We start from the raw sequence: 12,686 nt of genomic DNA, 5'->3' as shown, positions 1-12,686 counted from the left end.
GACGTCGTGACGGGATGCGTCGGCGCGATAGGCGCGATCGCGACCCTCTACCTGTTTTACGTATTGTTGCAGGGAGGGGATGAAAGGTGATCGATGAAATTGCCGAATATGCCCTTTACGTGGCTTTTCTTCTTGCATGCGCACTTCCTCTTTCAGCCTATATCAACAAGGTGATGGCGGGTGAGAGGCATCTTTTGAGTCGGGTGACAGCCCCCATCGAGCGCGGCGCATGCCGTCTTTTGGGCGTCGATCCGGGCGAGCAGATGGGGTGGAGGAAATATCTTTTCGTCGCCTTGGTCTTCTCGACCGTATCGTTTGCGGGCCTGATGGCGATTCTGATGCTGCAGGGCGTGCTGCCCTTCAACCCGCAGGGTTTTGATGGCCTCTCGTGGGATCTGGCCTTCAACACTGCCGCGAGCTTTGTGAGCAACACGAACTGGCAGTCGTATGCGGGCGAATCCACGCTGAGCTATTTCTCGCAGGCAATTGGGCTTACGGTGCAGAATTTCGTTACGCCCGCCGTAGGGGTGGCGGTTCTGTTCGCGCTGTTCCGCGGTCTTGTCGCGCAGGAAAGCGAAGGGCTGGGGTCGTTTTGGGTCGACGTCATGCGCGCCGTACTGGGTATTCTTTTGCCGCTTTCGCTCGTGCTTGCGATCGTGGACGTGGCGCAAGGCTCGCCGCAGAACCTCTCCGACTACGAAACGACGCAGCTCGTGGAGCCGGTGGGCGTGACCGAAGACGGCGAAATAGTCGCGGCGGACGACCCTGCTGCCGTCGAAACGGTCGACGAGATGGTCGTTCCCATGGGACCGCAGGCGAGCCAGGTGGCCATCAAGCAACTCGGCACCAACGGTGGCGGCTACAACGGCGTCAATTCCGCGAGTGCGCTGGAAAATCCCACGCCGCTGACGAATTTGCTGCAATGCGCGAGCCTGCTTTTGATTCCCGTGGCGCTCGTGTTCTCGTTCGGACGCTTCGTGGGCGATCGCCGTCAAGGACGGGCGGTGTTCTCCGCCATGTTCGTCATTTTTCTCGCGGCGCTGTTCGCCGTGGCGGCCTTCGAGATGGCAGGCACGCCGCAGCTCGCGCAGGACGGCGCAGTGTATATGGGTTCCGACGGTCAGTCGGGCGGCAACATGGAAGGAAAGGAGACGCGCTTCGGCGTGACCGATTCGGCGTTGTGGGCGGCGTTTACCACGGCGGCTTCCAATGGATCGGTGAATTCCATGCACGATTCGTTCACTCCGATGGGCGGCATGGTGCCGATGCTGCTCATGCAGCTGGGCGAAATCGTCTTCGGCGGCATCGGGTGCGGTCTGTATTCCATGATCGGCTTCGTGACTCTGACCGTGTTCATCGCAGGGCTCATGGTGGGGCGTACACCGGAATACCTGGGCAAGAAGATCGGGCCGAAGGAGATGCGCATGGCGGTGGTGCTCGCCATCTGCACGCCCGTGGTCATCTTGGTCGGCGCGGCGGCGATGTGTCTTGATCCGGCTACGTTCGCCAGTCTTTCCAACGCGGGTCCGCACGGTTTTTCCGAAGTGCTCTATGCGGCCACGTCGGCGGGCGGCAACAACGGCTCGGCCTTTGCGGGCATGGATTGCAACACGCCGTTTCTTAATACGGTGCTCGGCCTTGAGATGCTCGCGAATCGCTTCGTTCCCATGGCCGCGGCGCTGTGTTTGGCCGGAAGCCTTTCCGCGCGCCAGAAGGTGGCGGCTTCGGCGGGCACGCTTTCCACGTCGAATGCGATGTTCGTGTTCTTGTTGATTTTGATCGTGGCGTTGATAGCGGCGCTGTCGATGTTTCCCGCGCTGGCGCTCGGTCCCATCGCCGAACAGCTCCAGATGGTTCTATAGAAGAAAGGATCGATCAAGGTGCAAACCGATTCCGTATCATCCGACGCCTCCCGCGCGCAGGCGATGCGCGCGGTGTCGGGGGCGTTTTCGAAGCTCGATCCGCGCGAGCAGGCAAAAAACCCCGTCATGCTGATGGTGTATATTTCGGCCATCCTGACAACGGGGCTGTTTTTCTTGAGCCTTGCCGGCGTTTCCGACTCTCGTCCTGGATACATCTGCGCGATCGCCGCGACTCTGTGGCTGACGGTGCTGTTCGCCAACTTCGCCGAATCGCTGGCTGAAGGCCGGGGCAAGGCGCAGGCCGACAGCCTCCGCGCGGCGAAAAAGGACGTCGTGGCCAAAAAGCTCAACGACTGCCTTGCAGCCCGCGGCACCCACGAGGCCGACCCTTCGGCATTCTACGAACGCGAATGCACGAAGGTCTCTTCAAGCGAGTTGGGTCGCGAAGATGTGGTGTTCGTGCGCGCTGGCGACCAGATTCCCGCCGACGGCGAGGTGATCGTCGGGGCGGCGTCGGTCGACGAGTCGGCGATCACGGGCGAATCGGCCCCGGTGATCCGCGAGTCGGGCGGCGACCGTTCGAGCGTGACGGGCGGTACTACGCTGCTTTCCGACTGGCTCGTGCTGCGCGTGACGCAAGAGCGCGGCAAGAGCTTCTTGGACCAGATGATTTCAATGGTGGAGGCCGCCTCGCGCAAGCGCACGCCCAACGAAATCGCCCTGCAGATCCTGCTCGTGGCGTTGACAATCGTGTTTCTGCTGGTCACTCTGGCGCTGTTCACCTTCAGCGATTTCGGCGCGACGCTTGCGGGCAGGGCGAACCCCACCACGATCACCAATCTCGTCGCCCTGTTCGTCTGCTTGGCCCCCACCACGATCGGCGCGCTGCTTTCGGCCATCGGCATCGCGGGTATGAGCCGTTTGAATCGCGCCAACGTGCTTGCCATGAGCGGGCGCGCCGTTGAGGCGGCGGGCGATGTGGATATCCTCATGCTCGACAAGACCGGCACTATCACGCTGGGCAACCGTCAGGCATGCGCGTTCGTGCCGGTGGACGGAGCCTCCGAAGAGGAGCTCGCCGACGCGGCCCAGCTGGCAAGCCTGACCGACGAGACGCCCGAAGGTCGCTCGATCGTGGTGCTTGCGAAGGAGCGTTTCGGCATCCGCGGCCGCGATTTGCAGGGCTCGAACATGACGAGCATTCCTTTTACCGCCCAGACGCGCATGAGCGGCGTCGACTTCGACGGCCACGAGATTCGCAAGGGCGCGGCCGATGCGGTGTGCGCCTACGTTGAATCGTACGGCGGCGTGTACGGCGACGCCTGCCGTCGCGCTGTCGAAGAGATTTCGCGCGCGGGCGGAACGCCGCTGCTCGTGGCGCGCGACCATACGATTCTCGGCGTGGTCTATTTGAAAGACATCGTGAAGCAGGGCATCAAGGAGAATTTCGCCAGCCTGCGCAAGATGGGCATCAAGACCATCATGATTACGGGCGACAACCCCACGACCGCCGCCGCAATCGCCGCCGAGGCGGGCGTGGACGACTTTCTGGCCGAGGCGACGCCCGAAAGCAAACTCGACGCAATCAGGCGGTATCAGGCCGAGGGCCACATGGTTGCCATGACCGGCGACGGCACCAACGACGCGCCTGCGCTCGCCCAGGCCGACGTGGCGGTGGCCATGAACTCGGGCACGCAGGCCGCCAAAGAGGCGGGAAACATGGTGGACCTCGATTCAAACCCCACCAAGCTCATCGACGTGGTGCGCATCGGTAAACAGATGCTCATGACGCGCGGAAGCCTCACTACGTTCTCGATCGCCAACGACCTGGCGAAGTATTTCGCCATTATTCCGGCGCTGTTTGTGGGCCTGTATCCGCAGCTAGACGCGCTCAACGTGATGCGGCTGGCAAGTCCCGAGTCGGCGATCCTGTCAGCAATCATCTACAACGCGCTGATTATCGTGGTGCTCATTCCTTTGGCGCTTAAGGGCGTGAGGTATCGCGAGGTATCGAGTGCGCAGCTGCTCAAGCACAATCTGCTCGTGTACGGCCTGGGCGGTGTGGCGCTGCCGTTTGTGGCAATCAAGGCGATCGACATGATTTTGGTCGCATGCGGGCTGGCGTAGACGGAAGGGACCGATGATGAAGAGTATGGCGAATTGGGTGCGGGCTTTGGGACTGTTCGTGCTTGCAAGTGCCGCATGCGGTATTGTCTATACTGCAGCGGTTACGCTGGTGGCGCAAGTCGTATTTCCCTATCAGGCGAACGGCAGTTTCGTCGAGGGAACAGACGGCAACCGTTACAGCATGTTGGTTGGCCAGACGTATCGCGACGATGCGCATATGTGGGGACGCGTGCAGAACTACAACGCCGAGACGTTTACGGACGAAGACGGCTCGGTGCTCTTGTGGGCGGGACCGACCAACGAAAGTCCTGCTGCGTTCGAATTCGGCGATGCGGTGGCCCAGCGCGTTGAAAAGGTGCGTGCGGCTCATCCCGAACAGGGCGATGCGCCCGTGCCGAGCGATCTGGTGACCTGCTCGGGTTCGGGCTTCGATCCGCATATCTCGCCCGCAGCGGCCGAATACCAGGTCGAGCGTCTGGCGCGCACGACGGGCAGGTCGCAAGACGAGATTCGCGCGATCATTGTGCAATGCACGCAGCAACCGCAGTTCGGCGTGCTTGGTGATGCCGCGGTGAACGTGCTTGCGGTGAACCTTATGCTCGACGGGGTTCTGTAGCGTGTGACGGTTGTCTGTAGAATCGGCGCATGTTTTCGACGAAAGCGAGTGCAGGTGGATTTTGACGGCATGAGACGCGACCCTGACGATTTGTTGCGTCGCATCAAGCAAGACGAGCAAAGCGACGACGAGACGGCGGGTCGCTTGAAAATCTTTTTCGGCTATGCGGCGGGCGTGGGCAAGACCTACGCCATGCTCGAAGCGGCACACGATGCGGCGGCGCAGGGGTTCGATATCGTGGTGGGCTATGTCGAGCCGCATCAGCGCCCGGCGACGCTCGCCTTGCTTGACGGGTTGGAATGCATCCCCGCCAAGCAGGTGAACCATCGAGGCGTCGTGCTGGGAGAATTCGACCTCGATGCCGCCCTTGCTAGGCATCCGCAGATCGCCATCGTGGACGAGCTCGCTCATACCAACGCCGACAACAGCCGTCATAAGAAACGCTATCAGGATGTCGAGGAACTGCTGCGCGCAGGTATCAACGTGTATACGACGATGAACGTGCAGCATCTCGAAAGCCTCAATGACAAGGTGGCCGCCATCACACAGGTGCCCGTGCGCGAGCGCGTGCCCGACCGCATTTTCGATCAGGCCGCATCGGTGGAGTTGATCGATATCGAGCCCGACGATTTGATCGAGCGCTTGAACGCAGGAAAGATTTATCGTAGCGATGCGGCGGCGCGCGCGCTGGCGAATTTCTTTTCGCGCAAAAATCTCGCTGCATTGCGCGAAATCGCCCTGCGCCGAACAGCCGACAGGCTGAACCGCAACCCTCGAGCCGCCGGCCTCGACGTGGGCGAGGGGCAATGCGGCGCAGGCGAGGACGTGCTGCTTTTCGTGAGCGACCGTCCGGGAGATGTTCGCGCGATTCGTGCGGCGGCGAATATGGCGCAGGCATTTCACGGAAATCTGACGGCTTTAGTGGTAGAGCCGACCTGCGACGGGCGTCCTTTCGGGGATGAGGAGGAGCGCCGCATCCGTGCGAATGTCGCGCTTGCTGAAGAACTCGGTGCACATGTGGTCACGGTGCAGGGTGACGATGCCGCCGTTCAGATCGCCCAGTATGCACCCGCCGCAGGCATTGAGCGCGTGGTCATGGGGTCGGCTGGAAACGCGCGGCGCTTCTTCGGCTGTGGCGAGACGTTCGCCGCACGGCTGATGCGTTTTGCGCCGGGGCTTACGGTGTCGGTGGTTCCTGAGCGCGATGCGTCGCGCAAGGTGGCGGCCTCGGCGCAGTCGCCTATCCTGCGTTTTTCCTTGCGCGACGTTTGTCTTGCGCTCGGAGCTACGACCTTGTCGTGTGCGGTTGCTGTACCGCTGTTCCAGGCGGGACTCGCCACTTCGGTGGTTCCGATGCTGTTCCTGCTTTCGATCCTTGTGGTGGCTCGTTTCGCCGATACGGTCACTTACAGTTTGGCCGCTGCTTTGCTGGGGATGTTCGCCTACAACTTCTTCTTCACCTATCCGCGCTTCACGTTCATGGCCAACGGGTTGAGCTATCCGTTGATTTTCGCTTGCCTGGCGCTTGGTGGTTTCGTGATGTCGCTTCTGACCGTGCGTATGAAGACGCAGGCTGCTGCCTCGGCGCGTCGCGCGTATCGCACCGAGGTGCTGATTGACACGAGTCGTCGCCTGCGGCGTGCAACCACCGTTGAGCAATGTCGAGAAATCGCGGCCGATCAGGCGATTAAGCTGCTCGAACGCCCGGTGGCAGTGTATGACGTCGACACGCAGGCGCGTCTTGGCGACCCCGTCTTGTTCGGTCGGGTTCTTGCGGGCGCTTCGGGTGGCGTGCTTGTTGATATGGCAAGCGAGAAGGAGCGGGCGGTTGCCGCGTGGGTGGCCGTCAACGACGAGCGGGCAGGTGCGACCACCGATACCCTTGCCGATTCGTCCTGCTTGTATCTGCCCATCCACGGTAAAGACCGCGTTCATGGCGTGGCGGCGATTGCGATAGCGGATGGCGGCGAGGTGGAGCCGTTCGAGAAGAACTTGCTTGTAGCGATTTTGGAGGAAGCGGGCCAGACCATGGAGCGCATCAGGCTGTTTCAGGAGACACAGGCCATGAAGGTGAAGGCGGAGACCGAATCGCTTCGCTCGAATCTGCTTCGTTCGGTCAGCCATGACTTGCGCACTCCGCTCACAAGCATTTCGGGCAATGCCGAGGTGCTGCTCGAAAGCGCAGGACGCCTCAGCGCCGATCGGCTGGACCATCTATACCGCGACATCAGGGACGATTCGCTGTGGCTCGTCGATCTGGTGGAGAATCTCTTGGCGGTCACGCGTGCCGAAGAGGGAAGGCTCGATATGCATATCCAGCCCGAGGTCGTTTCCGACGCGGTGGAAGAGGCTGTGCGTCATTGCGAGCGTCATGCGCAAGGTCACGAGATAACGGTCGATTGCGGGGACGAGCTCCTTCTTGCCGACATGGACGCCGCCCTGATCGTGCAGGTGCTCGTCAACCTGATTGGCAACGCGGTGAATTACACGCCGCAGGGCTGCTGCATCGCCGTTTCGGCGCACAGACACGCGTCGGGCTTGCGCATCGATGTGGCCGACGATGGCCCCGGCGTTCCCGATGCGGAAAAGGGACATGTCTTCGATATGTTCTACAATGGAACGCATGAGCGGGGCGATCACCGCCGCGGCATGGGGCTCGGTCTTGCGCTTTGCAAGTCGATCGTCGAGGCCCACGGTGGGCACATCGGCGTGCGCGACGCGCATCCGCATGGGTGCGTGTTCTGGTTCACGCTGCCGGCGACCGATATGCATGGCGTGGGCGAAGGGAACCGTTATTGAGGAAAGGGAGTGGTTCGTCGTGGCCGACGCTTCGGAAAACGGACGTTTCTCCATTTTAGTAGTGGAAGACGATCCCGCCGTGCGCAACTTGATCGTGATGACACTCGATCTGCGGGGCTATCGCGTCGAGTCGGTCGACCGCGGCGCGGCGGGGCTTATGGCGGCGGCCTCGACGAATCCCGATCTCGTCATTCTCGACCTGGGCTTGCCCGACATGGACGGCTCCGAAGTGATCGCGAAAATCCGCTCGTGGTCGCAGGTCGCTATTCTGGTTGTGTCGGCGCGCTTGGAAGATGCCGACAAGGTGGCCGCGCTCGATGCCGGTGCCGACGACTATATCGTGAAGCCGTTCTCGGTCGACGAGCTGCTCGCGCGCATTCGTGTTGCGCTGCGTCGCGTGCAGCGGCGGGATGCGGGCGGTGCGGCGGTCGTACAAAATGTTTATGACAACGCCGGCTTGCGCATCGACTATGCCGCCGCGCGCGTGACGGTGGATGGCGACGAGGTGCATTTGACGCCGATGGAATACAAGCTGCTCTGCGTATTGGCGCGCAATGCCGGCAAAGTGCTCACGCATAATTACATTTTGAAAGAAGTGTGGGGCAGCGCGTTGACATCGGACATGGCGAGCCTGCGCGTGTTCATGGCCACGCTGCGCAAGAAAATCGAAGCCGATCCGTCGCATCCGAAATACATCCAGACCCATGTAGGCATCGGCTATAGGATGTCCGACTAGCTGTTGCATTTTGCGTAATCGTACAATCTCATCAGTAGAGATTGTGAATCTATTTATGCGTATATCCCTGGGCCATTCGTACGTAATTCGGAAGGATTTTCATGGAGCATTTTGGCTTGAAATTAGTGAAATGTAAATATTCCTTCAAGCTCAATAGGGAAGGCTTTGCGCCTATCAGCACGAAGCCGTCGAATCCGTTTTTTCCTACATTGGCGGAGATGGCCGCGTACACCGATTCGTCTGGAAGGGAATACAGGCAAGAGTGATGCCAGGAATATTGAAAACTGTGCCTTGCTAACTACGATTTGAACATGGAGTACTTCGGTCGCCTCGATCGAGCGTCCTTCGAGAGGGCTCTAGATAATTTCATCAAGAAGACACAAGGAATTTGTTTCCGTTGACGACCTCGGACAGTATAAGGGTGTCGAAGGATATTACATTATGGTTCTTGACGAATACAAGCAAGTTTATATTGGGAAAAGTGATGACATTGCGAAGAGGATTCGACAGCACCGGTCTTCGATGAAACCTTTCGATAGAACGCTGCTTCCGATGTATGCTGAAAAAACATCGTGCTTTTCCATCGACTTTTTCCGTGCACTTGATACAACAAGGATTTACATATGGAAACGAAGGCTGACCGACGGCGTCGAAGCCGATCTCGTTGCAGATTTTCCCAATATATACTGCACGAATCGTATAGGCGGCGATGTGTCGAACGCTATCGAGGCGTTGGCGACAATGAACGTTAGAGAGTTTTGATTTTCATTTTGTCAGACACGAACGTGTCAGCATTTATGGTCATGAGATCGTAGATGCTGACATGCGTCATATGTAATCGTGCGGCATTTTCTTTTTAAACGCATAGAACACGAGCAGGACGAGCGCTATCGGAGGAAAATACCAGAGCATGCAGGCGATCGTGGCGAGTCGCGCCAGATAGAAGGCGAATCTGCGCAAGGGCGCCCGCTTGCATGTTTCGCAGGTCATGCGCACGAACCATCCTCCCGGGGTCTGGCCGCCGCTCAGCCAAGGCACGGCTCCTTCTATGGCCAAAAACGCTCCGGTGTTTATCAAGGGCAGCCACATATCATTGACGGAGGAGAAATCGTCGAACCCGATGACAAGGGTGATGCAGCGAACGACCATGCTGCCGACCGATACGACGATTCCCATCAGTATCATGTCGAGTCAGAGAGCCACGCAGCGGCGTACAAGGCCGGGGTCGTCGGAGACGTCGTCTTCTTCGGCGAGCGATCCCGGAGGCAGGATACGCGCGACGGCGGCTGCTATCAGCCATCCGATCGCGGCGCCCGATGCGTTCCAGACAAGGTCGTCGACATCGAATGTGCGATAAGCGAACGGGTATATTCCCCAAAAGCCCGTAAGTTGCGTGAACTCGATCGCGAGCGAGGCGAGCAAGCCGATGACGATCGATTTGGGAAGGCTCAGGCGCAACAGGCGCGATGCGATGAATCCCAGAGGAACGAAGAACGCTATGTTCGCAAGAATCTGCGGAACGGCCGATATGCCGTCCTTTCGCAGGTCGTCGATGAAGCCGAGCGGGTTGAGCTGCGGTGCGATCCCGTAGGTGATGCCGAGCCCTTCGTCTCCTTGCGGAAGCGGATAGAGCGTGAAGCAGCCGAGGGCCAGGACGTAGAGCACGGTCAGATAGACTGTGACGAACGATGCTGCTTTGATGCGCCCGTCCCTGCGGTAGAGGTATGCCAGGATCGGCAGCGTCAGCATGAAGGACGCGATGGGCCACAGGCCGATTGCGATGGCGAAGTTGTCGCTGTAGTTCTCGATGAAGCGGAAGACGGTATCCATGGCCCCTTCGTTCGTGATGCGGTGCGTGCGTGCCGACCGCCGCTGCGGACGGCATCCGACGGTTTCGATGTCGGCTTCGATTCACTATGGGCCATGAAGCGTGCGCAACGGACGTGGATGGCGAACCGTGGTAGAAGGGTCGACGAAACGTCAGGTAGATGTCAGCTTCGTTGTCGCACGCGGCGGAGCCGGCGCGTCGGCTAGCGCGTCAGAGGGGCGATCGCGCGCACCACGGCGTCGACGGCAAGTCCTGCTTTCGCGGCGTCTTCGACGCGCATGATGATTTTGCCCTTGAAGCCGTATTCGGTGACTTCCGAGAAGAAGATTTTGGGGTCTTGCGTGACGGGGGACACTTCTTCCGCCGCCGCTTTCGATGCGACGAGCAGTTCGGATTTCACATCATCCATGGGCCTGTCTCCGACGACGGCGAAGGGGATGTTGATCTGGTTTACAGGCGGCAGCTGGACGAGCGATGTCTTCGAGATGATCGAATTGGGGATGATCACCGTTTCGCCGCGTGCGTTGGTGATGGTGGTGTGGCGCCAGCTGACGTCCTGAACGACGCCTGTCTCGGTGCCGACTTCGATGTTGTCGCCGGGGCGAACGATTCCCATGAAGGTGACCTGGATGCCGCCGATGAGGTTGGACAGCGTGTCCTGGAAGCCCAGCGAGATGGCGATACCGCCGACGCCCAGGGCCGTGATCAAGGCGTTGGGGTTGATGCCGAAGCAGGAGTCCAGGATGATGCTGCCGCCGATGATCCATATGACGGCGCGGGCGATATTGACGATGATGCTCGACGAGGGCAGCGGATTGCTGTCGCGATTAAGCAGCGCTCGCAAGCCTTTGACCACCACGTGCGATACGCCGAAAGTGGCAGCCGCCAGCACTACGGTCCAGAAGATGTCCCGCACCCACTCCTGGGAGGCTATTTCGATGATCTGAGAGACCAATGCGTCCATGATACTCCTTTGCGCGACGAATGGATTTTGCGCGGTCGGATTCGACGGGAAGAAAGCATAGCATGCCGTCGCGCACGGGGTTTCCCGCTGCCTTTACCATGGAAATAAAACATGTTGCATGCCGGAAAAACATGTTGCATGCCGGAGCCCTCGATGCCGTCTTATCGGTTTCGACGGCGCCGTCGGACGCCGAAACCACGCTCCATGGACGATGGCTACGCCCGGATGCGTGATCGAACGGTGCCGTTTCTTGCAAAAAGCGTGGAACGCGCCTTTTCGGATCATGTTTTATGTCGGTGGGGGAAGGGCCCTGTGATACAATGCAACGGCTTGTCAGCGACGGCTGACGGCCCCGTCTCGAATCCGCGAGCGGGTAGATAACTGTAGGCCCCCGAGACATGTTGAATTCAACCACCATGACGAAGGGTCCCCGTGCTTGAAAGGGGTCCGTTTTGACCGAAATCAAGAACACGTCCGTCATCGACTTCGAGGACATCTCCGACGACCTGATGAACGAGATGATCGATGGCACCCTGACCGACTTCGACGAAGGCGATCTGGTCAAGGGCACTGTCGTGAAGCTCGAGCATGACGAGGTTCTGCTCGACATCGGGTTCAAGAGCGAAGGCGTCATTCCTTCCCGCGAGCTCTCCATCCGCAAGGATGCCGATCCCTCCGATATCGTCGCTCTCGGCGACGAGATCGAGGCCCTCGTCCTGCAGAAGGAAGATAAAGACGGTCGTCTGATCCTGTCCAAGAAGCGTGCCGAGTACGAGCGCGCCTGGATCCAGGTCGAAGAGAAGTTCAAGGCCGGCGAGGTTGTTACCGGCGAGGTTATCGAAGTCGTCAAGGGCGGCCTCATCCTCGACATCGGTCTGCGCGGCTTCCTGCCTGCTTCCCTGGTCGACCTTCGTCGCGTCAAGGATCTGGATATGTACCTGGGCACCGAGATCGAGGCCCGCGTCATCGAGATGGATCGCAACCGCAACAACGTCGTTCTGTCCCGCCGCGTGCTGCTGGAGGAGGGCCGCAAGAACGAGCGCGCCGAAATCCTCTCCAAGCTCGCCAAGGGCATGCGCCTCAAGGGCACCGTTTCCTCCATCGTGGACTTCGGCGCCTTCGTGGACCTGGGCGGCATCGACGGTCTGGTTCACATCTCCGAGCTTTCTTGGAACCACGTCAACCATCCCTCCGAGGTCGTCAAGGTCGGCGACGAGGTGGAGGTCGAGGTTCTCGACGTCGATTTGCAGCGTGAGCGCATCTCGCTCGGCCTGAAGCAGACCACCGAGGATCCGTGGCTGAAGCTCGTCGAGTCCTACCCCGTGGGCTCCATCGTCGACGGCAAGGTCACCAAGATCGTTCCGTTCGGCGCCTTCATCGAGCTCGGCTCCAACGTCGAGGGCCTGGTGCACATCTCCGAGATGGCTGCCAAGCACATCGACACCCCGGCTCAGGTCGTCAAGGTCGGCCAGGAGGTCAAGGTCAAGGTCATGGAGATCAACCCTGACCGTCGTCGCATCAGCCTGTCTATGAAGGCTGCCGCCGACGAGCTGGGCTTCGAGATCGAGGTCGACGAGTCCATCCAGGCTCCCGAGCCCCGTCAGCCCAAGAAGAAGGCCGAGAAGGCTGCTGACGCCGAGTAACTTCACGTTCTCGCGCGAATGATTCTTCGCTCATGAAAAGCGACCCTTCGGGGTCGCTTTTTTCGTTTCCGCGGTTCCGTGCATTTGAGGGAAAATGGCTTGCGCGGGCTG

General features: G+C 59.9%; 10 protein-coding genes. 7 read left to right on the top strand and 3 right to left on the bottom strand.

Annotation, left to right across the window (positions count from 1 at the left end; all coding sequences use genetic code 11):
* Nucleotides 1-86 precede the first annotated feature (86 nt).
* The 6 genes from kdpA (at nt 87) to DMP07_RS04095 (ending at nt 8,902) form a co-directional block, all read left to right on the top strand.
* A complete protein-coding gene (gene kdpA / locus DMP07_RS04120) occupies nt 87-1,862 on the top strand; it encodes a potassium-transporting ATPase subunit KdpA (RefSeq protein ID WP_123197870.1) in 1,776 nt (591 codons plus the stop codon).
* 63 nt (nt 1,863-1,925) lie between these two features.
* A complete protein-coding gene (kdpB, locus tag DMP07_RS04115; RefSeq protein WP_211324510.1) occupies nt 1,926-3,989 on the top strand; it encodes a potassium-transporting ATPase subunit KdpB in 2,064 nt (687 codons plus the stop codon).
* A 13-nt stretch (nt 3,990-4,002) separates the two neighbouring features.
* The gene (locus DMP07_RS04110) at nt 4,003-4,605 is read left to right on the top strand and encodes a potassium-transporting ATPase subunit C (protein WP_244594854.1); all 603 of its coding nucleotides are present in this window, start codon (nt 4,003-4,005) and stop codon (nt 4,603-4,605) included.
* Between the two features lie 54 nt (nt 4,606-4,659).
* Nucleotides 4,660-7,404 carry a sensor histidine kinase gene (locus tag DMP07_RS04105; protein WP_123197868.1) on the top strand — a complete coding sequence of 915 codons (2,745 nt, stop codon included), beginning with the start codon at nt 4,660-4,662 and terminating at the stop codon, nt 7,402-7,404.
* A gap of 19 nt (nt 7,405-7,423) precedes the next feature.
* On the top strand, nt 7,424-8,140 hold the full coding sequence (locus DMP07_RS04100) for a response regulator (protein WP_244594853.1): 717 nt from the start codon (nt 7,424-7,426) through the stop codon (nt 8,138-8,140).
* A 441-nt stretch (nt 8,141-8,581) separates the two neighbouring features.
* A complete protein-coding gene (locus tag DMP07_RS04095) occupies nt 8,582-8,902 on the top strand; it encodes a GIY-YIG nuclease family protein (protein WP_123197866.1) in 321 nt (106 codons plus the stop codon).
* Nucleotides 8,903-8,968: 66 nt separating this feature from the next.
* Here the strand turns inward: DMP07_RS04095 and DMP07_RS08900 are convergent, their stop codons facing one another.
* From DMP07_RS08900 to DMP07_RS04085, 3 genes are all read right to left on the bottom strand, one after another.
* Nucleotides 8,969-9,325: a hypothetical protein gene (locus tag DMP07_RS08900; protein WP_211324503.1), complete on the bottom strand. Its 357-nt coding sequence runs from the start codon at nt 9,323-9,325 to the stop codon at nt 8,969-8,971.
* Between the two features lie 6 nt (nt 9,326-9,331).
* Nucleotides 9,332-9,970 (bottom strand): VanZ family protein, encoded by a 639-nt coding sequence (locus DMP07_RS08895; protein ID WP_211324502.1) that lies wholly within the window; start codon nt 9,968-9,970, stop codon nt 9,332-9,334.
* Between the two features lie 200 nt (nt 9,971-10,170).
* Entirely contained in the window at nt 10,171-10,932 is a 762-nt protein-coding gene (locus DMP07_RS04085) for a mechanosensitive ion channel family protein (protein WP_123197865.1), read from the bottom strand.
* 452 nt (nt 10,933-11,384) lie between these two features.
* Here DMP07_RS04085 and rpsA point away from each other — a divergent pair, with 452 nt between their 5' ends.
* Entirely contained in the window at nt 11,385-12,575 is a 1,191-nt protein-coding gene (rpsA, locus tag DMP07_RS04080) for a 30S ribosomal protein S1 (protein ID WP_123197864.1), read from the top strand.
* Nucleotides 12,576-12,686 lie beyond the last annotated feature (111 nt).

It is taken from the genome of Slackia faecicanis, assembly GCF_003725295.1.
Taxonomy (GTDB): domain Bacteria; phylum Actinomycetota; class Coriobacteriia; order Coriobacteriales; family Eggerthellaceae; genus Slackia; species Slackia faecicanis.
The sequence above is the reverse complement of the archived record's forward strand: the minus strand, read 5'-3'. Positions and strand labels throughout refer to the sequence as shown.